Origin of the sequence: Sorangium sp. So ce367 (assembly GCF_051520455.1) — a bacterium.
Classification (GTDB): domain Bacteria; phylum Myxococcota_A; class Polyangia; order Polyangiales; family Polyangiaceae; genus Sorangium; species Sorangium cellulosum_B.
The window spans coordinates 8,652,307-8,674,196 of the sequence record NZ_CP150334.1; the positions used below are offsets into that span (position 1 = coordinate 8,652,307).

Sequence of the window (21,890 nt, forward strand, 5' to 3'; positions counted from 1 at the left end):
CGTTCATGGTAACAGCGGTGTCGTGAAGGCCGTGATCATCGGTGCGGGCCGGGGCAGCCGGCTGCGTCATCTGACGGAAGAGCTGCCGAAGACGCTGGTCCCGATCCTCGGGCGCCCGATGCTCGACGGCATCCTCGAGGCGCTCGCTGCGGGCGGCTTCCGGCGGTCGGACATCGTGTTCGTCTGCGGCTACAAGGCCGACGTCATCCGGGCCGCCTACCCGGATCTGACGTACGTCGAGAACCGCGACTGGGAGCAGAACAACATCCTTCTCTCGCTCCTCTGCGCGCGCGAGCACCTCGAGGGCGGCTTCGTCTCGACGTACGCCGACATCGTCTACCGGCCCGAGATCGTGGCGGGGCTGGTCCGCTCTCCGCACGACATCGCGCTCGCCTGCGACACGGACTGGCGGCGCCGCTACGTGGGCCGCTCGCAGCACCCCGAGACCGACGCCGAGAAGCTCCGCGCCGGCGGCGCCGGGGGGGATCGCGTCCTCCAGATCTCGCGCCGCATCCCTTCGGAGTCCGCGACCGGCGAGTTCATCGGGGTGATGAAGCTCTCGGCGCGGGGCGCCGGGCAGTTCCTGGCCGCCTTCGACGCCGCGCGCGACGCCTTCTCGGAGCGGCCGGAGTTCCGCGAGGGCCGCACGTTCCAGCGGGCCTACCTCATCGATCTGCTCCAGCACATGATCGAGTCCGGCGCCGACCTCCACAAGCTCGACACCCACGGCGGCTACATGGAGATCGACACCCTGGAAGACGCGTCGATGGCCGACGCGTGGTGGCGCGGCGCGCCCTGAGGCTCTGATCTGTTCTAGAGGGCGTCGGCGAAGGTAGCGCCCTGGGCGAGGAGGCCAGGGAGACCGCCGGTGTGCAGGAACAGCACCCGCTTGCCCGAGAGCTCGCCTCGCTCGGCCAGGTCCCAGAGCCCGGAGAACGCCTTGCCCGTGTACACGGGGTCGAGGACGAGGCCCGACAGCCGCGCCACCTGGAGGATCCGCGCTCGCTGCTCCGGCGTGGACACCCCGTAGGCAGGGCCCTTCGCCGAGTCGTCGATCACGAGGTGGGCGGGCGAGCCGAGGCGCGGATCGAGCGCGCGCGCGTCGTCCATGATCCCGACCACGATCCGCGCGAACGTCGCCCTGTCCTCGCAGACCGCCATCGAGCGCACCTCGCCGGCGACCTCGTAGCGGGCCGCGCCGAGCGCCGTGCCCGCCGCCGTCCCGCCGGAGCCGCACGCGTGCACGATGACGTCGAACGGCTTGCCTCCCGCGAGGCCGAGATCGAGCTGCTTCCGGATCTCCTCCATCGCGCGCACGTAGCCGAGCGCGCCGAGGCCGTTCGAGCCGCCCTCGGGGATCACGTACGGCCGTCCGCCCGCCGCGCGGATCTCGGCGGCCGCCTCGGCCATGAGGGCGCCGCGGTCCCTGTACGCCTCGGGCGAGATCAGCCGGATCTCCGCGCCGGCGAGCCGGTCGAGCAGCACGTTGCCCTCGAGCGGCGCGGCCGCCGTCGGATCGCTCGTGCGCAGGAACAGCACCGAGCGCAGGCCGAGCGAGGCGCTCACCAGCGCGGTCGCGCGCGCGTGGTTCGACTGGAGGCCGCCGCAGGTGATCACGCAGCCTGCGCCCTCCTCCCGGGCGGCGGCGAGCAGGTACTCGAGCTTGCGGATCTTGTTGCCGGCCTCCGCGCCCGCCGTCATGTCGTCGCGCTTCACGTAGAGGTCGACGCCGAGCGCCTCGGCGAGCCGCTGCGGGCGCTGGATCGGTGTCGGAAGGTGGCTCAGCGCGAGTCGTTTGCGCATCGTTTCTCCCCTCTGTCTGCCAGGGGCGCCCGCTGCTGCGCGCGGGCGGGCCGCCCTCGCAACCGCCCTCTAGCACCCTGGGCGGCCCTCGTCTGCTGTGTCCCGCGCGAGCTCGGCCGAGGGCCCGGCGCGCCCTGGCCAGCTCAGTGGATCACGCCCAGCTTGAGCGTGAGCAGGTACTGATCGGGGAGCTCGGCGCCCGCGGCGTCGTCGAAGGCGCCGCCCGGGAACAGGACCCCGGCCTCGGTGCCGAACTGGAGGGTGACGAGCCTGCCCATCGCGATGCGCGCGTCGACGCCGAGGTCCAGCTCGACGCCGAGATCGCGGCGGCGGCTGTCGCCGCCGTCGTAGTTGGCCAGGCTGCCGCCCGCCCGCGGGGCGCCGTAAGGATCGACCAGATCCGAGGTCGCCTCGGCGATGACCGCGCCCGCCTTGAGGTCGAGCCAGCGCGCCGGCCGCACGAGGATGCGCGGGTTCACGTAGGCGGCGCCGGGCACGCCGCCCTTGGACGGCAGCGACCTGATGCCCGGCTCGGGGGACGCGGCGAAGAGCTCCCGCTCGGCGATCGTGGCGGCGCGCGCGGTCTTCCAGGCGAGCACCTCGTCGAACAGGAGGAGCCCGACGTTGTGGCTCGGGTCGAAGGTGAAGCGCCGCGACACGCCGTCCGTCGGGTCGTCGTCGCCCGAGGCGTAGCCGGCCTCGATCTCCGTGACGACGCGCCCCCACCGCCCGGCCGGCCGCCCCCCGCGGCCCGCGACGTGCACCGCGCCGAGCGTCGCCGCGCCGCCGACCGAGCGCACCACCACGGGCGAGCGCCCGAACCCGCGGCCGGAAGGCGGCGGGGGCCCGCTCGGGGCGAACGACGCCGACCCGAGGATCACCGCGGCCTCGAGCTCGCCGTAGATGTGGGCGCCGCCCCCCGGCACCGGCGCGTTGAATTTGCCTGCCACGTCGAGGATGCCGGCCGTGAGCACCTCGTTGAACCGGGCCGCGCTCGTCTTCGCGCGGCGCTCGCGCGCCTGCCGCCGCATGGCGCCGTAGATCCCGATCTCGCCGCGCCGCTCTCGCCAGAGCGCGGACACGACCGCCTGGACGGCGCGATCGCCCTCGCCTTCGTCCTGCCCCTCGACGTCGTTTCCGAGCAGGTCGGCCGCGTTGTCCTCGAACACGAGGTCGGCCGCGACGGTCACGTGGAGCGGCCCGCCCTTCCCCATCGGCGTGGCCGCGAAGAGGACGCGTTCCATGAGCGATCCGCGCTCGTAGTCGCCGAAGACGCTCGCGTGCTCGCCGTCGTTGACGACGAGCCCCATTCCCCAGTGCGCGCTCTGCTGGCCCACCCGGACGACGCCGAGCGCCCACGGCAGCTCCAGGTAGAGGGTGCGCGGGTGCACCTCGTACCACGCGAGGGCGGCGCGCGCGTCGCGCACCTGCTCGACGTCACGCGTGGTGTCCCCGGCGATGAGCCCCCGGACGACGTCGATCTGCGCCACGATCGAGGCCTTGTCCTTGAAGTGGAAGCGCGGCGAGAGGCGCAGCCAGTGGGCGATGTACTGGCTCTGCCCGAGCGTCGCCGCGCCCGGAGCCGACAGGGGCGGCGCCCGGAGCGGCAGATCGCTCATGGCGCGGTAGCGGAGCTGGTACTCGCCCTGCAGCGAGAACGTCGACCGGGTGGGATCCGGCGGGGGCGGCGGCTTGCGGCCGGTGTCGAGCACGAGCCGCTCCTCGAAGTCGTCGATGGCCGGTGCGGCCGGAGCGGCCGGCGCGGCCGGCGCGGCCGGCGGGGCTGGCGGAGAGCCTTGCCCGGAGCTCGCTCCTTCGACGGGCTGAACGGCGCTCGGCGAGCCTTGCCCGGAGCTCGCTCCTTCGACGGGCTGAGCGCCGCTCGGCGAGGCGAGCGCGACAGCAAACGCAAGGGGGGCGAGGGGGACAAAGGTGAAGCGCATCGGAAGCAAGCAGCCGCTCACCAGCGCCCGGCCGGGAACGCGCGCCCGAAGGATAGGCGGATCGATCCCCGCGGGGCACTGGATTCTTCCGTCAACGGCGCGCAGCTGGCTTTTCGCGGGGCATCCGCCGCTCTAGCGTGCGCCTTCGTGACCCTTTCCACGCCGAGCGCCGCCGCGGGTTCTCCATCTTCGCCGCCTCCGCCGCCTCCGTCAGATCCGTCGCGCCCGTCACGTCCGTTGCTCCTCGGCCGCCCGCTCTCGCTCGCGGATCTCGAGGAGGTCGCGCGGCGCGGTCGTCCGGTGGCGATCTGCGCCGAGGCGCGCGAGCGGGCGGCGGCCTCGCGCCGGGCGATCGACGCGATCGCGGCGGCGGGCGACGCCGCGCCGGCGGTGTACGGGATCAACACCGGCTTCGGCGCGCTCGCGGAGACGCGCATCGCGGATCACGACATCCGGGCGCTCCAGCGCAACCTCGTGCGGAGCCACGCCTGCGGGGTCGGGCCGGAGCTCGGCGAGGCCGAGGTGCGCGCCATGATCGTCCTGCGCGCGCAGGTGATCGCGCTGGGGCACTCGGGGGTGCGCACGGAGGTGCTCGATCTGCTCGCCTCCCTGCTCGAGCGCCGCGTGAGCCCGCGCATCCCGGCGCAGGGGTCGGTCGGCGCGTCGGGCGATCTGGCGCCGCTCGCGCACCTCGCGCTGACGCTCATCGGCGAGGGCGAGGCGCGCTTCGAGGGGCAGCTCATGCCGAGCGCGGTGGCGCTCGCGAAGGCGGGCCTCGCGCCGATCGAGCTCGCGGCGAAGGAGGGGCTCGCGCTGATCAACGGGACCCAGTACATGACCGCGCTCGGCGCGCTGGCGCTGCGGGACGCGGCCGCGCTCTGCACGGTCGCGGACATCGCCGGCGCGGTGAGCCTCGAGGCGCTGATGGGCTCGAAGCGCCCGTTCGACGAGCGGCTGATGCGCGTCCGCCCGCACCCGGGTCAGGCCGGCACGGCCGGCAACCTGCGCGCGCTGCTCGGGGGCAGCGAGATCATGCAGAGCCACGCGGACTGCCCCAGGGTGCAGGACGCCTACTCGCTCCGCTGCATGCCCCAGGTCCACGGCGCGACGCGCGACGCGGTCGCCTGGGCCGCCGAGGTGCTGACCCGCGAGGTCAACAGCGTCACGGACAACCCGACGGTGTTCCTCGGGGACGGGGCGGATGGCGTCGCCGAGCTGATCTCGGGCGGCAACTTCCACGGGCAGCCGGTCGCGCTCGCCCTGGATCTCGCCGCGATGGCGGCGGCGGAGCTCGCGAACATCAGCGAGCGGCGGGTCGAGCAGCTGGTCAACCCCGCGCTCTCGACCGGGCTCACGCCGTTCCTGGCGCCGCACAGCGGGCTGCACTCGGGGTTCATGATCGCCCAGGTGGCGAGCGCCTCGCTGGTGAGCGAGAACAAGGTGCTCTGCCACCCGGCGAGCGTCGACTCGATCCCCTCGAGCGCCGGCCGCGAGGACCACGTGAGCATGGGCAGCATCAGCGCCCGAAAGCTCGCGCAGGTGATCGAGAACGTCCGGAGCTCGCTGGCGATCGAGCTCATCACGGCGGCCCAGGGCGTCGACCAGCGGCTCCCGCTCCGCCCCAGCGCGGGCGTCGCCGCCGCCCACGCCGCCATCCGCCGCGTGGTCCCCGGGCTCACCGAGGACCGCCCCCTCTACCGCGACATCGCGGCGGCCGCGGAGCTCATCCAGAGCGGAGCGCTCCTCGCCGCGGTGGAGGAGGCGGTGGGGCCGCTCAACTGATTATTTCTGTTACTGAAGTTACATCTGAGACGATTTAGAGGAAATCTTACGCGAGATAAGGGAATGCGATCGGTCCATTGCGGGGCGAGTTGCTGTACATTGGCTCAGTGCCGATTCCGGTCAGCGTCCCGCCGTTTCCCTTCGATGCCGTGCGGGATCTGCTCGGGGTGGTGCGGACGATCTACGCGGCGGCGAAGGAGGGGGGGTCGTCGCGGGAGGAGCTCGCTCGCATCGCGCAGGTGGGCAAGGAGCTGAGCCGGGCGCTGGATCTGGCCGGGTCGCCCCAGCAGGGGGCGTCGGGGCTGTCGGCGGCGTGGAAGGTGGCGGACAGGGCGATGCTCCAGGTGAACGACCTGGTGGATCCGCTCACACCCGCGGCGCCGCTCCTGATGGCGGCCCGGAGCCGGGTCACGGGGAGCCGGCTGACCCTGAGGAGCAAGCCGCAGGGGCGGTAGGCGGCTGGGAGACCGACACGGGAGGCCGCTTGGGGCGGGCGGGAGGCCGCTGGGGGCGGGGAAGACCGGTCGGACGGGAGGCCGCTGGGGCGGCTTTCCTGGATGGATCAGCCCCCGAAGCGCGATTCTCCGATCGGTGCGGAGAACTGCCGTCTTGCCAGGAGCGGGAGAGGGACAGTGTCGGCCAGCGTCCTTCGGTGGCCTACTGTAGGGCTGGAATCGTCAGCTGCGACCGAAGAACCTGCGGCCACGCGACCGCTCGGCGTCGCGCCGGATGCCCTGCATTACCACGCGGATGAGCTCACGGTTGTAGGCGCGCCTGTCGTGGCGCTTGTGCTCGGGCAGCTTGACGCCCAGAGCGTGCGCGAGACGTTCTACGTTCTCTACCTTCGCCTCACGCAAACAGTCGATGTCCAGATCCATGGAGTGGCGCTCCCATTACTCGAATCCACTCGGCTTGTCGAGCCCAGAGGACACGAGCGTGGCCGCGCGCCGTTTCCCATCGGGCTCCCGCCGGACCATGGCAGGCTCCCATCAGACCGTGACGGGCATGGGGCGTCCCGGGCACGTCAGCGCCACGAGGCGCGGTGCGCGACCTGCGCGACCTGGTCCCGTTCGAGGCGGCCAGCAGTGAGCCGCCGCTGGGCGCGAGGTCGACCCGACGCTCCCGCCCGGTTCCCCACACCACGAAGCGCGCTGCGCAACCTCGGGCAACTTCGGAGGGTGTGAGGCTCCGGGTGCCGAGGTGCCGGTGCGGGTTGAAGCTCAATCGAGCTGGCGGCTCCTGGTCGATGGGGGTACCGCGGCTCCAGATCGCGTCACCGCCCGCCAGCTCGGTGCGCCGCACGTACGAGGTAGCCCCGCCCGGACTCGAACCGGGACGCCCGCGAGGGCCGCGGATTTTAAATCCACCGCGTCTGCCATTTCGCCACGGGGCCAAGTGGTTGATATTACTTTGATTTTTACTTTTGGGGACCCACGCTCGCCTTCGTCTGTGCCGTTTCCTGTGCCGTTTCCGGCGAGCTCGGGGATCGCCTAGGCGAGGGAAGCTAGCTCGCCAAGGCCCAGCTCTGCAAACGTCCTGGCGGCTCGGCGGTATCTCTGGATCATCACGCTCGATCGATGGCCCGTTCTGTCGGCCACCCAGGTCTCGCTCCGGCCGTTCGCCAGGGCGACTGTGATGAAGGTTGAGCGCGTGTCGTGGGCGCGCACCTGCTGGCCAGCACAGCGGGATCGCGAGTGCTGGCCAGCAGGCGCGCGTCCTCGTCGGGGTAGAGGCAGGCTTTCGCCTTCGCGGGGCCGAGCTTCGGGAGGAAGCCGCGGGGGAGCGGGTTCGCCGCGACGAGACGGCACGGGAAGACGGCCATCGCCATGAGCCGGCGGAGAAGCTGCGCGATGTGGCGGCGCGACGCGGGGGACATCGCCGGGAGCGCACGCATGACACGCTCGGCGTCGTCAAGCGTGAAGGCCGCGACGGGGACGTGGCCGGCGATCGGGTAGATGTGGCGGTCGAAGCGGTAGACGTCTTGCTCCACGCTGCGCTTTGGCTTGACGTGGTCGGGGTACATGCGAGCGAGCTCGCCCGAGGTCCAGAGCTGGCCGAACTGCTGGATGCTGACCTGCTTCGGCACCGAAGCGCCGCCGGGGACGACCTTCGCTCGCGCGCCGCCCTTGCAGATGACGTCAACCGCCGCGATGACGTCGCGGAGGGCCCTGCCCTCGTGTACCGCAGCACGCTCCAGCAGCGCGACGATCGCGTCGCGTGTGACGTTGGGCGAGGCGCGCAGCCGCACGGCCAGGTCGGCTACCAGCTCCTTGCGCTGCTCGGCCTGCTCCTCCGTCAGCTTGGGGTCCAGCGGGAAGCTCTCCCGGTCGTTGTCGCCGACGAGGACGCGGACGTAGAGCCCGCCCAGCGTCGTTGCGGAAGAGCGATCCCGCGGGCTTGCGGGGCATGGCGCCCCTCTTGTACCGCGATTTGCGGCCGCGCTCACCCCTGGGGCGGCCCGCCGGCATGAGGGCCAGCAGGCCTACCGCACGGAACACCGTGGCCGTGCTCGGCGTCATTCATTGCGCGCTCTGCAACCGGAAGGAGGCGTCCTGCCTCGCATTGAGTCAGCCGAGGAACGCCGCACGCGCGACGAACCACAGCTTCCAAACGCATCCCTGGGAGCAGGAAGCCGGGCTCACGGACAGTTTGGCGGAGGCGGAGCTATCCGGTGGCCCATGGGATAGCGAGGGTGTAGAGGCGCGGGGCATCCGGGTTAGCGTTGGCGACGGCGGGGACTGAGGCGATGATTGTGGATGACCATTACGATCCGCAGACTCTCGCGATGATCTCGCCGCCGGCTGAAGGGCTCGCGTCTGAGTCCGGATCGTCACCGTTTCAAGCGCGGCGCGCGGCCTTGTTTCTCCAGCCGCTCGTCGTCGCCCCATGAGTCAGCGTCGCTGTCAAGCACGTAGGGCATCCTCCTCACCAAGCCTCCGCCTGACGCGCCAAGGTCCAAGCTCAGGTCCAGAGATCTGCGAAGGTGTCCTCGTTCATTCGCATGCCCTGGATCCGGCCGTAGTCGATTGGCTGACTCCGCTCGATGAACCAAGGCAGCTCCAGTTCCGGCCTGTCCTGCGGCGTGTCGGGGCCCCGGGTGTGGAGCTGCGCGCGCTGCGCATAAACTTCATGATCAAAATCGGCCGCCTGCGGAACATCGCCTTGGTGCATGTGGCGCGTCGGAAAGAAAAGGCGGTCATAACGGCTCCTGAAGCGGAACGCGAAGGGGTGAAGTCTGTGTTCGCCGGGGGCAAACTGGTAGACCACGAAGGCGTGATCGGGATAAAATGCGCCCATCATCTCGACGACGGGCGGCCTCCGCCACGGCATGAACCGTGAGGCGCCCAGCGCGAAGCGCCTGCTCAGCTTCGTGAAGTGGCGAATGTCCGGCACGATCGAGGCCTCGAACGAGCCTACCCGTACCACGGCGAGCTCGCGCGGTGGCGACAGGGTGACGCCGCCCCTTACCATGCCCTGGGAGATCTCGTAGAGGTGGGTGAAGAACCTAGGGTATGCCGAGAGGTCGATCAGCTCGATCGCGTCCGCAGTCCCCGGCTTCAGCGGAATGGGCAGGACCATGGCGTTCTTGACCCTGGTCCTGACCGAAACCGAGTAGACCAGGACCTGCCAATCGCCCGACATCGAGGCGAAGATGTGCGTGCCTCCAACGTTCTCCACGGGGGCTGCAAACATGCACATAGTAGGTGTCTAGCACACCGGTCAGGGCACGCGGGGGGCGCCGTGCTGCTCCGCCGGACCGCGGAGCTCAGCGCCACCGGCCGGCCGGCGGCGTCGAGTTCGCGGCGCTCACCGCCGCGGCCAGCGACTCCAGCTGCGCCTGGGCATCGCGGCGCCTTCAGCAGGGGAACGTCAGGCATTGCCACAGGGCGGTTCCCGTCTCCGGATTCAGCGCGCACGTGCAGCGCACGGAGGTGCAGCCGGGCGCCTTGGGGCACTCGAGGCCGACGTGGTCCGGACACGCCGTGCCGTCCAGCATGAGCAGCTCCTCGCTGTCCGTCGGGCACACGAGGGGCTGACACGCGGCCGGCGTCGTGCAGGACCACGCGCCGCCCGCGCTGCCGGAACCACCCGCCGCGCCCGCGCCGCCCGACCCGCCAGCGCCGCTGGAGCTGGCCGTCATGCCCGCGCCGCTGGAACCGCCCGCCGCGCCCGCGCCGTCGGAGCCGCCCGCTGCGCCAGCGCCGCTTGTCGCTTCACCGCTGAGATTCGAGGATCCACAGGCCGCTGAAACACTCAACGCAACGAGGAGGAGCCAGGAGCGCATGCCCCTACCGTAGCAAGCGGAGCGTTCCTCTCCGAATGCAGCGTGCGTTGCTACCCAGACGACCCAGGTCGCCGATCCGCGCTCACCGCTCACCAGATCGCCGGATCATCGCGTAGAGCGCCGCTTCGCCGCGCCGTCGGGCGCGAGGGCGCGGCGGAGGTGATCGGTGAAGGCGCGCACCTTCGGCAGGACGCGGCGGGTCGGGAGCGATACGACCGAGATCGCGACCGCATCGCACGCGGTGTCCGGGAGCACTTCGACGAGCTTCCGCGCCTTGCCCGCGCGCGCCAGCATGAAGTCGCAGAGCCACGCGAGGCCGGCGCCCTCGATCGCCAGCTCGATCAGCGCCTCGCCGTCGTCGACGACGATGCGCCGCGTGGGCGCGACCTCGCGCACCTTCACGCCGTCGCGGAGGCGCCACGGGATGAGCCGGCCGTGCAGCGCGTACCCGAGGCGCACGTGGCGCTCGAGGTCGTCGACCGTGCGAGGCCGGCCGTGCTCGCGCAGGTAGCCGGGCGCGCCGCAGACGAGCATCCGAGAGCGGCCGACCGGGCGCGCGAGCAGACCCGAGTCCGGCAGCATGCCCAGCCGGACCGCGACGTCGATCCGCTCCGACGCGAGATCGGCCGGGTCGTCGCGCAGCACGAGCTCGACGTCGACGTCGGGGTAGCGCTCGGCGAAGCGCGCGAGCACCGGCACGATCACGTGACGACCGATCACCGTCGGCGCCTCCACGCGGAGGAGCCCGGCCGGTCGATCGCGCAGACCCGAGGTGGCGCGCTGCGCGTCGTCGAGCTCGCGCAGCGCGGCGCGGGCGCGCTCGAAGAACGCGCGCCCTTCGTCGGAGAGCGTCACCGCGCGCGTGGTGCGGTGGAAGAGCCGCACGCCGACCTCGCCCTCGAGCTGCGTGATGCGGCGGCTGACCGCGGACGGCGTGACGCGCAGCCGGCGCGCGGCGAGCGTGAAGCTCCCGAGCTCCGCGGCCTCGACGAACGCTTCGATCGCTGCGAGCCGGTCCATGTCGCACCTCGATTGATGCGTATCATGCACGAAAGTTGTTCGCCTTCGGCGATGGTTTGCGCCGTGCGCACGAGCCACGGTGCTCTTCATGAGCACCGTGAACGTCGACGCCACCTCTCCCAGCCCGCGCGCCCGGGCGGTCATCATCGGAGCGATCACGACGCTCGTCGCGACCGCGATCCACCACGTCTACGGCGGCGTTCGGTACGCGACGCCGTGGCGCCTCCACGGCGCCGCCGTCGCGCTCGCGCTCTGCGTCCCCGTCGCGGTGGCGTACGCGGGGTACCGGCGGAGCCCGGGCACGCGCGCCGGCCGCATCTCCGGGGGCTCGCTCGCGGCGCTCGCCCTCGCGTTCCCGGTGACGTCGATCGGGCTCTTCGAGGGCGCATACAACCACCTCGCGAAGAACGTCCTCTTCTTCGCGGGCGCGCATCGCGACCTGCTCCTCCGGATGTTCCCGCCGCCCACCTACGAGCTCCCCAGCGATGCCTTCTTCGAGATCACCGGCGTCGGGCAGATCGTCCCCGCCGTGATCACCGCGATCGCGGCCCTCGGCCTGATCGGCGACCTGCGCCGCCGTGTCACGAGGCTCGCGCCCGGGGCCGTGCTCGGCGCGCGCGAGCTCGTGGGCGTCCACGGCGAGCGGATCCGCATCCCCGATCCCACGCGGATCGTGCACCTCCAGCTCCGTCGCTTCGCGGGCTGTCCGGTGTGCAACCTCCACCTCCGCTCGATCACCGTCCGTCACGACGAGATCGCAGCGGCCGGGATCCGCGAGGTGGTCGTGTTCCACTCGAGCGCCGACGAGCTCCGGCTCCACGCCGGCGGGCTCCCCTTCGCGGTGGTGCCCGATCCCGAGAAGCGGCTGTACGCGGAGCTCGGCGCCGAGCCGTCGCTCCTCTCGGTGCTCGATCCGCGCGTGTGGCCCACCATCGTCCGCTCGGTGGTGCGGAGCGCGATCGCGATCCTGCGCGGGCGCGAGCGGCCGCCCGCGCTGATCCCGACCGGCGGTCGCTTCGCGCTCCCGGCCGACTTCCTCGTCGCGCCCGACGGCTGCGTGCTCGCGAGCAAGTACGGCGAGCACGCGGGCGATCAGTGGTCGGTCGACGAGGTCCTCGCGCTGACGCGTGCGCCTGCGGTGTCGAGCGTGCGCGCGGCCGCCGAGGTGTGCGCGCCGTGATGGAGCACCCGAGGGCTCGGTCAACGACAACCTCGACGGTCTGCTCGAAGTCATGGCCAGGAAGACGAGCCGCTCTCGCCCTCATCGTCCCAGTTCTCGATCCGTACCGCAGCTTGCACATTGAACCCGTCGAACTCCGCCACGAGCGGTCCCCGCCGCTTCGCCTCGAACCTGGCCTCGCCGGCGCCGTCCCCCCCGGACGTGACCGCGGCTATTCGGCTTCGGCGAAGCGTCTCGTCGGCCTCGCCGCTCGGCCCCCTAGCTGACCACTTGGTTGACGAACACTCAACCTGAGGGGCGTTCCGTTGTCAGCGGACGGTGCAGACTGGCCATCACAACCGAGCTAGCCGTCCATCATCGAGCACCACCCATGGAGATGACGTCGAATACGCCTCGGTCCCGGCAATCGGCAGGCTTGGTGCATCCGCGAGCCGATCGAGTCCTTCTCGGAGCTTCATGCCACGATCGGTGAGCCGATAGACCAGCGATAGCATCGGGTAGCCATCAGCCGGCTTCGGTCCCGTCGCCCGCTCCACAACCGCACTCGAATCGTGATCTGCCCATTGCTCCAGCCGGCGTGGTAGGAACAGATCGCCCGTGCAGTCGAGAAACTCCCACAACTCGGCACCTAATTGCGACTTCTGGCCGCACACGGCCAACGGAGTCTGCCACGCCGTCGACAGAAGAGCCAAGATGAGCTCGTCGAATCGACTGAGGCGTATGGCCCCTCTCGTGCTCCTTCTTGGAAAGAAGGAAGAGAGAAGCGCCCACAAGGGAGCGAGCTCTGGGAACCCTTTGACGCCACGTGTGCACCTTTCAACGAAAGGCAATGGATTCGTATTGACGTACCACTCCCAGAGGCGGACGGCACGATCGTAGCGTTCCCTTGGCCAGGGACGCGCCTTGTCGAGGCGCTCCAGAAGAACCTCGTCGGGATGATCAGACACCGATGCGGAGCAGTCGAACGGAGGCAGCGGTTCCTCGGGGATCCTTGAGCGGTGTACTGGATCAAAATCGACGATAAAGACATCGTGACGCGCGATTCCTAGGTGACGCAACCAGCTACAGGACCTCCAGAGGTTAACTCGCTCGTGGAGACTCGATGACACCCACAGGATAACGGGCAGATCCCAGCGGATATCCGATGAATAGAGCCGATCCCACTGTTCGGACGAAGACCACCATGCCTCACGCGCCCGGGCATGCTCCATGGCATCCATTCGACTCGGTCCGACAATAAGGCAGTCGGATGCACGCACGGCATTGGCCGCACCGAGTCGCGACAGGCGCTCTGTTGTCGGCGTATCGAAGGCAACATGCGTTGCGTCCCGAATAGACTTCTGGATCGTCGCGTTCATTCAAAACCACATCGATAGCACTCGTCGTACGCGTATCGCTTTTTGAGCTGACAATCGCGCCGACAGATTGCGCAAAGAGATTTGCCGCCATCGATGATGCGGTTGCATGGATAGCCTTTGTCTTGGCAGTCGACGTACATGTCTGTGCATGACCTATCTGGAGTGCAACCAGCCATCTCTTCAGTGGCACCGCTCCCCACGTCGCCACCGTTCCCGAACCAGTCCCCCGTAGCTGCTGACCCCGGTGGGTATGGTTCTCCGGCCCCTGTGCCTTCCGTCCCCCTAAGATAGCACTCGCCGACGTCGTAGTTGCATGCCCACACCGTGAGACCGAGAGGAATAAGAACAGGGATCGCCTTCAATTTCAGCCTGTGGCGCATGCTCCCCCTCCAAGTTTTTCCAGATGCGTGTGGAGGGGCGGCGTCAACTGTGATTCAGGGCATGGATTGCGTCCCTGCTGCTACGGCTTGTCAACCTCGCCCCGGTCCGAAGCCGAGCTCGAGCTGAGCGCAGCGGGTTGCACATCGGCGCGGCCGAGCTCGGCGTGGACCATCGGAGGTCGAGGCGCACTTCGGCGCGGCCTTCAGCTTTGAGCCTGCTCGACGCGTTGTGACGCCCGGGGCGGGAGGTCTCGAGCGTGAGCGCGGCGCAGCCCCCACGGCGGGGTGTGGAGGTCGACGACGGCTGCGACGAGGAGCGCGGGCGCGAGCGCTGCATGGCCCTTCGCCGCGGCGGTGCGGCAGTCCGGGACGCGTCGACCCCAGAGCATGGGGATCTGCTCGCCGAATTTCTCTTTGACGCACACGTCATGCCCAGAAAGATCGTGCGCGCTCTCATATCGCCTGTCGCGACTCGGCCAGAGCTTCCACCATGTCCAGGCGCTTACTCGGCAAGATCGGCTTGCTCTACGTCGGTGCGCTCGTCGTTGTTCCGGCACCGGCCCAGGCATTCGAGTTCAACGGGGGCGTGAGCGTGGGCGGGATCCAGATCGGGACCGAACCCAGGCTTGCCGTGAGCCCCTTCGCCGGATGGCTCTGGCGCAGCGAGGGGGGACCTCCGGCTCGAAGTCCACAACATGCTCAGCATCGTTCCAGGCGCAGGGATCGGGGTCTACGATCGAACGGCGGTCACTCTGGGTATGCCACGAAGACAACCACCGTCAGCCTCGGTCCGTCCCTGGCGATCTACTCGATGCCGGGTGTGGTGCCGCGATCTGTGATCGCGTGGTGGGGGTTGCTCCAGGCGGACGCGCCCAGTCCGATTGGTACTTCGCCGGGCCCTTGGGCGTGTCCACCAGCGTGGGAGTGGGTCGCCGTGGCCTTGCTTGTGCTCGTCAGCATGGGCGCCGCGCTCGTCCTCGGCTTCCGGCGCCGTCGCTGACGCGGTAGGCCGGGTGCCCCTCGCAAGGGGGCGTCGCTCGCTTGGGGCCCTCGCCATCCACCTGGTCGAGGTCGGGGCCATCGCCGGCGAGTTCCGCGAGGACATCGACGCCGTAGCCCTCGCCTCGGCCCCTCCGGCCCCGCCCGCTTCATGCGCTCGCTGCCGACGCAACCGGCGGCGCCCCCCGCCGATCCTCTGCCGAGGACCGCGGACGAGCTCCGCGACCTCATCCCCGAGGGCGAGGGCGCGGCTCAGGGCGCTGTCGAGCGATGCGACGACGGCGGCCCGTGGCGATGGGCTGGTCGGCGCGGCTCATCGAGGCGCAGGGCTTCAGGGTGGAGCCGCTTGAGCCTGATTTCGAGGACGTGTGATCCCCCATCCGGCATCACACCCCTCGCAATCCCGGCGAACATGATGAACGCAACGGTTCAAACGCTGCGCTTCTTTCGCCATGGAAACCGGCGACCATCTCCATGACACTGTCGCTTCTCCAGCGACGTGCTCGGCCGAGCAGGTCCAGGGCCGCAACGCCATCGCGTTCGCGAATGCGCCTCGCTCCCGCTCCGGGCTGCTACTGTCCTCCCATGCCGTCCACGCGTCGCCCTGCTGCTGAGATCGTCCGCATGGTGCCACCGCGCGACCGCGCGCTGCTGCTTCGGTTCGGCCTCGACCTGAACAATCCAGCGGACGCGGAGCTCTTCGTTGAGGGCGTCCGGGCCGCCGACGATGCCATCGCCGCGCAGCAGCGTTGGGAGCGCACAGCGCTCAGCTCCTCGAACCGCGCGCGATCGCGTCCCTAGCAATGACCAGGCGAAGACAGAGTAGCTGACGTTGCTCAAGCGCCGCGCGGAATGCTCCGCTGCGCGTCTTGCACAGCAGCCGTAGGAGACGCGCAGCGGCGTCGGCAACTGGGGCGTGGCGGTCGATGCCATGATGTCAATGGATGATCGGCGGGCCGGGCCGGCGATCGATCTCGAGGCCTTCCCGGCGACGCCGTCCGACGTCTTCTGGTCGTCGACGCCCTCCATCGGCAGCGCGGAGAAGGCCGTCCTCGTCAACTTCACGAACGGCGCATCGCAGGACCACGGGGTCCACGATCGGCGGCTCGTACCTGACGTTCGTCGACGCGCCCTACCCCGGCAGGCTGCTCATCACCTCGAGATCACGCGGGGCGCTCTCGGGGAGCTGCTCCTCGCCTCACGAGCGCGAAGCGCCGCCACGCTCGACGGCCCCACGACAGGCGCACACGGCTCTCCCGCGGCGTGACGGCGCGAGCCGTGCGCCCGCCCCGCGTCAGCCCCCGCCGCCGCCGACCTCGCGCCAGCGGATCTCCACCCGCTTCGCGCCGAGCTGCGTCGCGAGCGCCGTGATCTGCCGCTCGGCCTGCGCCTTCGCGCGCGCCATCACGTTCCCCTCGAGAGCGGCCTTCTCGATCGCCGCCGTCGCCTCCTTCCGGGCCCGCGCCTCGAGCTGCTCGTTGCGCCGCGCGAGCAGGCTGGTCGACCGCGTGTAGACGTACGTCTCGTCCTCGTCGAGCCGGGTCGAGAAGACCTCGGGCGCGGGCAGCGTGAGCCGCGCGACCCCGGTCTCCGGATCCATCGCGATATCGCCCTCCCCGATCCGCGCGAGATCGACGCCGATCGTCACGTGGCCAACCGCGACAAGCAGAAGAGCGTCGGTGGCCTGCACTAGACCGAACAGGCGATTCTGCCGGTCGGCCAGATCCACGACCTTCTCGACGTGCACCTCTGTGGTCTCGAGCCGCGACAGGTCGCGGATCGCGATGACGAGCGCAGGAGACGGCCGCGCGACCACGACGCTCGAGGGCGCGGGCGCGGGACCGCCGAGGCGCGGCGCCACCACGAGCGCGCCGAACCCGACCGACGCGAAGAGCGCCACGACGAGCAGCGCGATCCGCGCGGCGCGGCCTGCCTGCGCGCGGGGGCGCGGCGCGTGAACTGCGGCCGAAGCGTAGGGGTCCTGGAGCGGGCCTTCCATCGGAGGGGTCTACCTTGGAGGACCACGGGCGCGCAGCAGGCGCCCGCGGCAGCTCGGCTCGACGCCGACCCGAGGAGCCGCGCGTCCTCCACAGAGAGTACCCAGAACTGGAAGGCCCGAGGGCGAGAAGAATTGACCAGCCCGCCCGCCAGCCCAGCCCGCCCACCGCGCCCTCCCGCACAGCGCGGGCGCTATAACGCCGCGACCCGCCTCACGCCGCGCGCGCCGCAGACCGCGGCGGCGCCGCCGCCTGCTCCGCCCCCGAGGACGAGAGCGCCTGCTCGAGCATCCAGTCGTCGACGTCGCCCTCGGCCGCATGCTCCAGCGCGAGCCGCACGTCTCGGTTCGCGCAGCCCTCGGCCGCGATCCGCAGCCGCTCCTCGGTCTGGCCGTCGCGCGAGCCGGCGAGCGCCAGCGCGGCCCCGATGCGGAGCTCGGCCGGCGCGCCGCCGTCCTCGAGCACCGTGAACGCCTGCTCCCGCGTGAGCTTCGCCGTCCGGTAGTCGGCGCCGGCCTCGCCCACGAGGCGGCGCAGCGCCGCCCGCCAGGCGGGCGCAGGCAGGCCGCGGCGCCCGAGGAGCGCCACCGCGCGCCCCGCGTCGTGGGCGCCTTGCCCGCTCCGCTCCCGCAGCAGCGCGAGCAGGTGCTCGCGGCGCCGCTCGGCGAGCACCATGCTGAGCCCCGTCTCGCTGGGATCACGCAGCAGCTGCGGCGGCACGAGGGTCAGCGAGAGCTCCTCGCCCCCGGCGAGCGCGAGCTCGACCCCGAGCGCCGTCTCCTCGACCCGCTCGATGCTGGCGAAGGAGATGAAGCGCTCGCCGGCGTCGTCCCGGAGCGAGAGCCCGTCGCTGCCCGCCACCAGCACGCGGCGCGCAGAGCCCTCCCTGAGCAGCGCCGCCAGCACCCACGCCGAGGCGCCCGTGACGACGCCGAGCGAGAGCGCCACGTCGAAATCGAGCACCGACCAGCAGAGCAGCGACATGAGCGCCGCGACCCCGACGAACAGGCGGCGCCGCGGCAGCGACGGCGCGTCGTCGTAGAGCCGCGCGCTCCACGTGCCCCGCGCTCGCCCGGCGGCGATCACCCCGAGCAGCCGCTCCGCGTCGACCGGATCGTCGACGCGCACCCGGATGACATCGCCGTCGTCGGTCTTCAAGGCGACCTCGCCGCCGGAGCTCGAGAGCCGCGCGCGCGTGAGCGAGAGGAGCGGGAACGCGCGCCGATCGCCGGGGCGCTCGATCCACAGCGCGTTGCTCACCCGGACGACCGCCGCGCCGGACGAGCCCACCGCCGCCCAGAGCCAGGCGATCGGCGTGTAGAGCAGGCACGCCAGGCAGAGCAGCGCGAGCAACGATCCGAGCAGCGCGAAAGGCACCATGACGGCCGCCACGAGCGGGCCCGCGATCGGCTCCACGAGCGACGCGACCGAGAAGACGACGAGGAGCCACGCCAGCGCCGACGAGAGCAGCCGGCCGATGGATCGAGCGTCGGCGTAGGGCTGGATGAGGACCCCACACCGCTTGAACACGCCGTCGCTTCCAGCGGTCCCTGCCACCCCATCACGGTGAAGGCACCCGCCTGCCAGTTCAAGCGCACAGCGCAATTTCAACGTAAGAGGAACTCTTACGCTGCCGTCCCGGCGACGGCGCTCAGTACGCGTCCGCCGGCGCGCGCGCGTCCGCGGGGAGCGTGAGCGGGAGCATCTCCACGGCCGCGTCCCCGCCGGCCAGCCACTGATACCGCGCCAGGTTCGAGAGGACGCGGCCCACATAGGTGCGCGTCTCGTCGTACGGGATCCGCGCCACCCACACGTCGGTGTCCCGGTCGATGCCCCCACCGAGCCAGTGCGACACGGCCTTCGGACCGGCGTTGTACGCCGCCGTCGCGAGCGGCAGGCTGCCCTCGAATGTCCGGAGCAGCTTGCCGATGTAGAAGCCGCCGAGGCGCAGGTTGAGCGGCGCGCTCTTGAGCTGCCCGAGGTCGAAGCCGAGCGAGAGCTCGCTCGCAGCCTTCTGGGCTGTCGACGGCATGAGCTGCATCAGCCCGACCGCGCTCGCGGGGCTCACCACGACAGGATCGAACGCGCTCTCCTGGCGCATCAGCGCGTGAACGAGGCCCCTCGGCAGCCCGTGCTGCGCCTCGAGCGCGCGCACCTCGCCGGCGTACGGCTCCGGATAGACGCACTCCCACGTCCAGCGATCGGCCTGCGAGGGCGCGCGCTGGAGCGCCGCGGCGGAGACCGCCTGCGTGCCCACGCGGTAGCGGCGCTTCGCGGGCGAGAGCATGCCGTACATCCGGCAGAGCGCCTCGCTCTCCTGCCCCGCATAGGCCGCGGTCGCCTCTCGCTCGTTCTCGGCGAGGTAGCTCTCCGCGTCGCCGTCGAGCCCCATCGACGCGAGCAGCGCCGCGGCCGGCGGCAGCTTCACCTCCACCGCACGGGCGTCCCCGAGAGACGCCGGGATGAGCAGCGGCGGCGTGGGCGCGCCCACCGCCGCGAGGCGCGAGCGCGAGAGCAGCGCGCCCCACGAGAGCGGCTGCTCCCGCATCACCTGCGTCCAGAGCCGCACCGCGCCGTCGCGGTCGCCGCCGCGCAGCGCCGCGAGCCCGGCGAGCTCGCGCAGCCGCGCCGCGTCGGCCGGCTTCGCGTCGCGCGCGAGCTGCTCCAGCGGCCGCCGCACGCGCGCGGCGCCGCCCGTCGACAGCGTCGCGAGCGCCCGCTCGTAGACAGCGTCGTCGCGCCGATCGCTCCGCGGGTAGGCGTCGATGAACCGGCCGTACTGCGTGACGGCCTCCGCGTAGCGCCCGACCTGCATGAGGAGCCGCGCGGCGAGCAGGCTCGAGAGCTCACCCCAGCGGGTCTTCCGGAACCTGCGCGCGACGGCGAGGTGCCGCTCGATCGCCTCCGCCTCGCGCCGGAGCCGCGAGAGCGAGCGCGCAGCGAGGTGCAGCTGCTCGGCCTGGCGCGCCGACGGCGCGGCGGCGACCTTGAGGAACGCCGCGGCCGCGGCCTCGTAGTCGCGCGCCTGGTAGAGCGCCGTGGCCCTGCGGTGGTGGAGCTCCGACGCCGGCACGCCCGACATCTTGTCGAGCTCGGCGATCGCCTCCGCCGCGCTGCCCCCGGCGACCATGGCGTCGACCTTCTGGAGCCGCTCCTCCTGCGAGAGCTGCCCCGGCAAGGCGGCGAGGAGCGCCGCGGCCTCGCGCCCGTCGGGCGACGACGGCGCGCTCTTCACGATCCACCGGAGGTCGGCCTGCGCGAGCGCCGCCGCGGCGGCCTTCTCCCCCGGGCGCTCGGCGGCGTCGCGCACGCCGAGCTGGACGCGCGCCCGCGCCATCCGCGCCGCGGCCTCGTCGCGCGACCTGCGCGCGCGCTGCGCCGCGGCCACGGCCCGATCGGCGAGCGCGCGAGCCTGCTTGAGATCACCGCCCTTCATGGTGGCGAGCGCGGCGCGCGCGAGGCCTGTCGCGCTGCCCGAGCGCTCGAAGTACGCCGCCGCCTCGAGGAACGGCCCCGCCACGAACGCCGCCTCCGCCCGGTAGCGCGCCACCTCGCGCGAGAGGAGCGGCAGCCCCTGCTCCAGGCCATGCAGCAGCTCCACCGCCTTGCCATGATCCCCGAGCTCGAACGCGACGCGCGCCCGCGCATACTTCATCGAGGGCAGCGCGCGCTGCTCCATGGGCAGGGCGTCGAGCCGCTCCGCCGCCTCGGCCCAGCGCTCGAGCCGCACCGACTTGACCCAGGCGCCGTCCACCATGGGCGGCGCAGGCAGCGCGAGGGCGAGACCCGCGGGCGGCACGAGGGCGAGACCCGCGGGCGGCGCCGCGGACGGCGCGGCGCGCGCGGTGCTCTGCGACGGGGGCGGCCCGGCCGCGTGGTGCTCCGCGCACGCGGCGAGCGAGAGGCCGAGGACCCCCGCGACGGCCAGCCGGCTGCGCGCTCCCGTTGAAGACGGCTTCGGTGGCGACGGAGCCCGTTTCATAGCCGACCCGGCGCGTTGGACGACCCGCCGGCAGCGCGCCATGAGGACGTAGCGCCGCGGAACGACGGCCTCCGCGCGCAGGCCGCTCGAACCGCAGCGCACGCGCTGCCGACCCCTTTAGCTAGCAAGCCTGGGCCCGAGGTCGCAAACAAAGTGTCGGGCCCGACGCGATCCACCGCTTCCCGATCTCCACGTCCTCCTCGAACAGGAAGGCCGCGACCTCGTCGAGCGACCCAGCGCGGTTCGGCGGCGCACCCAGACGGAGCGCGGCGGCCTTGCCGAACGCGGCGACCACCGGGTGCGGCGAGCTCGCGAGCCCCAGGAGCTCGGGTACGAGCTCCACCGCCCCGAACGCGCCCGCGAGGATCGCCGCCAGCGGCCGCGGATCGGCGGGGCAGTCGTAGCTCCACGACAGCGCCGAGCGCAGCGCCGCGATCGTCTCGGGGGCCGCCGCGCGCGCCGCCGCCGTGCGGTAGCCGCCCACCGGCAGCGCGAGCTGCGCGTCGCCGCGGCTCGTCGCGCAGATGCCGTCCGCCGCTTGCAGCAGCGCCGCGGCGATCGGCTCGGTCACGCCGTCGCCGAGCACCGCCAGCCCCTCGATGTCGGCGGCGACGGGCCGCGACGCCTCTTGCGCATACCCCTCGAGGTTGGCGAGGAGCCGCTCCAGGTCCACCGCGCCCGCGGCGCGGCCCGCCAGCACCTCGCGCTCGGTGTGCACCGTCACGAGGCTCGACACGATGGCCGGCGTCCCGCCGCGCATCGTGTGCGACACGTCCACGTTCACCTGCTTGACGGCGGGCCACCGCAGCACCCGCGGCTCCGTGTCCGGGTCGACGACGATCCCCCAGGGCACGACGGCCATCGTCACCTCGCGCGCGCCGCGCTGGATCGGGGGGCGGTGATCGGCGCGGACCAGCGCGAGCAGGCCGAGCGCGCTCCCCATCGCGATGAGCCCCAGCGAGAGCGCGTGGCTCCCGGCGCTCCAGACGGCCGCGGAGGCGCCCGCGAGCCCCGCGGTCCCGGCCGCGGCGAGCGCGCCGGTCGAGCCGGGCTCCGGGTGGAGCCACACGTAGCGGAAATCCGGCGGAGGCAGCTTGCGCAGCACGGTGACGACCCCGGACGACAAATCTAGGCCGCCGCGCCACCACGCGCCACCGGGTG

The 21,890-nt window shown here is 71.7% G+C and carries 17 protein-coding genes and 1 tRNA gene; 5 read left to right on the forward strand and 13 right to left on the reverse strand.

From position 1 onward, the window contains the following. The first annotated feature begins 22 nt into the window (after positions 1–22). Positions 23–799 carry an NTP transferase domain-containing protein gene (locus WME97_RS32750; protein WP_437543293.1) on the forward strand — a complete coding sequence of 259 codons (777 nt, stop codon included), beginning with the start codon at positions 23–25 and terminating at the stop codon, positions 797–799. 14 nt (positions 800–813) lie between these two features. Here the strand turns inward: WME97_RS32750 and WME97_RS32755 are convergent, their stop codons facing one another. Both WME97_RS32755 and WME97_RS32760 read right to left on the reverse strand, forming a co-directional pair. Continuing rightward, positions 814–1,803, reverse strand: coding sequence for a D-cysteine desulfhydrase family protein (locus WME97_RS32755; RefSeq protein WP_437543296.1), 990 nt, complete (start codon positions 1,801–1,803; stop codon positions 814–816). 143 nt (positions 1,804–1,946) lie between these two features. Beyond that, positions 1,947–3,746 carry a hypothetical protein gene (locus WME97_RS32760; protein WP_437543298.1) on the reverse strand — a complete coding sequence of 600 codons (1,800 nt, stop codon included), beginning with the start codon at positions 3,744–3,746 and terminating at the stop codon, positions 1,947–1,949. Between the two features lie 237 nt (positions 3,747–3,983). Between WME97_RS32760 and hutH the strand changes: the two genes are divergently transcribed. Both hutH and WME97_RS32770 read left to right on the forward strand, forming a co-directional pair. After that, positions 3,984–5,528: a histidine ammonia-lyase gene (gene hutH / locus WME97_RS32765; RefSeq protein WP_437543300.1), complete on the forward strand. Its 1,545-nt coding sequence runs from the start codon at positions 3,984–3,986 to the stop codon at positions 5,526–5,528. Positions 5,529–5,635: 107 nt separating this feature from the next. Further along, positions 5,636–5,983 (forward strand): hypothetical protein, encoded by a 348-nt coding sequence (locus tag WME97_RS32770; protein ID WP_231864341.1) that lies wholly within the window; start codon positions 5,636–5,638, stop codon positions 5,981–5,983. 222 nt (positions 5,984–6,205) lie between these two features. Here the strand turns inward: WME97_RS32770 and WME97_RS32775 are convergent, their stop codons facing one another. The 6 genes from WME97_RS32775 to WME97_RS32800 form a co-directional block, all read right to left on the reverse strand. Next, positions 6,206–6,406 (reverse strand): hypothetical protein, encoded by a 201-nt coding sequence (locus WME97_RS32775; RefSeq protein ID WP_272095040.1) that lies wholly within the window; start codon positions 6,404–6,406, stop codon positions 6,206–6,208. A gap of 432 nt (positions 6,407–6,838) precedes the next feature. Next, a tRNA-Leu gene (locus WME97_RS32780) sits at positions 6,839–6,921 on the reverse strand. A 171-nt stretch (positions 6,922–7,092) separates the two neighbouring features. Beyond that, entirely contained in the window at positions 7,093–7,974 is an 882-nt protein-coding gene (locus WME97_RS32785; RefSeq protein WP_437543303.1) for a hypothetical protein, read from the reverse strand. A 515-nt stretch (positions 7,975–8,489) separates the two neighbouring features. Further along, positions 8,490–9,206: a hypothetical protein gene (locus WME97_RS32790; protein ID WP_437543305.1), complete on the reverse strand. Its 717-nt coding sequence runs from the start codon at positions 9,204–9,206 to the stop codon at positions 8,490–8,492. A gap of 178 nt (positions 9,207–9,384) precedes the next feature. Further along, positions 9,385–9,669: a hypothetical protein gene (locus WME97_RS32795; protein WP_437543308.1), complete on the reverse strand. Its 285-nt coding sequence runs from the start codon at positions 9,667–9,669 to the stop codon at positions 9,385–9,387. A gap of 249 nt (positions 9,670–9,918) precedes the next feature. Beyond that, the gene (locus WME97_RS32800) at positions 9,919–10,833 is read right to left on the reverse strand and encodes a LysR substrate-binding domain-containing protein (protein WP_437543310.1); all 915 of its coding nucleotides are present in this window, start codon (positions 10,831–10,833) and stop codon (positions 9,919–9,921) included. A gap of 88 nt (positions 10,834–10,921) precedes the next feature. On the opposite strand from WME97_RS32800, the gene WME97_RS32805 reads away from it, so the two are divergent. Then, on the forward strand, positions 10,922–12,013 hold the full coding sequence (locus WME97_RS32805; protein ID WP_437543312.1) for a peroxiredoxin-like family protein: 1,092 nt from the start codon (positions 10,922–10,924) through the stop codon (positions 12,011–12,013). A 332-nt stretch (positions 12,014–12,345) separates the two neighbouring features. Here the strand turns inward: WME97_RS32805 and WME97_RS32810 are convergent, their stop codons facing one another. Next, on the reverse strand, positions 12,346–13,371 hold the full coding sequence (locus tag WME97_RS32810) for a hypothetical protein (protein ID WP_437543314.1): 1,026 nt from the start codon (positions 13,369–13,371) through the stop codon (positions 12,346–12,348). Between the two features lie 2,310 nt (positions 13,372–15,681). On the opposite strand from WME97_RS32810, the gene WME97_RS32815 reads away from it, so the two are divergent. Beyond that, a complete protein-coding gene (locus tag WME97_RS32815) occupies positions 15,682–16,017 on the forward strand; it encodes a hypothetical protein (RefSeq protein WP_437543315.1) in 336 nt (111 codons plus the stop codon). A gap of 27 nt (positions 16,018–16,044) precedes the next feature. Here WME97_RS32815 and WME97_RS32820 read toward each other — a convergent pair whose 3' ends face one another. The 4 genes from WME97_RS32820 to WME97_RS32835 form a co-directional block, all read right to left on the reverse strand. Beyond that, complete coding sequence (locus WME97_RS32820) at positions 16,045–16,749, reverse strand: DUF4230 domain-containing protein (RefSeq protein WP_437543316.1); 705 nt, start codon at positions 16,747–16,749, stop codon at positions 16,045–16,047. Between the two features lie 211 nt (positions 16,750–16,960). Beyond that, positions 16,961–18,277: a hypothetical protein gene (locus WME97_RS32825; RefSeq protein ID WP_437543318.1), complete on the reverse strand. Its 1,317-nt coding sequence runs from the start codon at positions 18,275–18,277 to the stop codon at positions 16,961–16,963. A gap of 121 nt (positions 18,278–18,398) precedes the next feature. After that, complete coding sequence (locus WME97_RS32830; protein ID WP_437543321.1) at positions 18,399–20,729, reverse strand: transglycosylase SLT domain-containing protein; 2,331 nt, start codon at positions 20,727–20,729, stop codon at positions 18,399–18,401. Positions 20,730–20,850: 121 nt separating this feature from the next. Then, entirely contained in the window at positions 20,851–21,855 is a 1,005-nt protein-coding gene (locus WME97_RS32835) for a hypothetical protein (RefSeq protein WP_437543323.1), read from the reverse strand. Positions 21,856–21,890 lie beyond the last annotated feature (35 nt).

Excerpts from the sequence above, each read along its gene's own strand:
- WME97_RS32755 (WP_437543296.1), bottom strand. The coding sequence starts at position 1,803 with ATGCGCAAACGACTCGCGCTGAGCCACCTTCCGACACCGATCCAGCGC.
- WME97_RS32760 (WP_437543298.1), bottom strand. The coding sequence starts at position 3,746 with ATGCGCTTCACCTTTGTCCCCCTCGCCCCCCTTGCGTTTGCTGTCGCG.
- WME97_RS32775 (WP_272095040.1), bottom strand. The coding sequence starts at position 6,406 with ATGGATCTGGACATCGACTGTTTGCGTGAGGCGAAGGTAGAGAACGTA.
- WME97_RS32795 (WP_437543308.1), bottom strand. The coding sequence starts at position 9,669 with ATGACGGCCAGCTCCAGCGGCGCTGGCGGGTCGGGCGGCGCGGGCGCG.
- WME97_RS32800 (WP_437543310.1), bottom strand. The coding sequence starts at position 10,833 with ATGGACCGGCTCGCAGCGATCGAAGCGTTCGTCGAGGCCGCGGAGCTC.
- WME97_RS32805 (WP_437543312.1), top strand. The coding sequence starts at position 10,922 with ATGAGCACCGTGAACGTCGACGCCACCTCTCCCAGCCCGCGCGCCCGG.
- WME97_RS32810 (WP_437543314.1), bottom strand. The coding sequence starts at position 13,371 with ATGAACGCGACGATCCAGAAGTCTATTCGGGACGCAACGCATGTTGCC.
- WME97_RS32815 (WP_437543315.1), top strand. The coding sequence starts at position 15,682 with ATGATGTCAATGGATGATCGGCGGGCCGGGCCGGCGATCGATCTCGAG.
- WME97_RS32820 (WP_437543316.1), bottom strand. The coding sequence starts at position 16,749 with ATGGAAGGCCCGCTCCAGGACCCCTACGCTTCGGCCGCAGTTCACGCG.
- WME97_RS32830 (WP_437543321.1), bottom strand. The coding sequence starts at position 20,729 with ATGAAACGGGCTCCGTCGCCACCGAAGCCGTCTTCAACGGGAGCGCGC.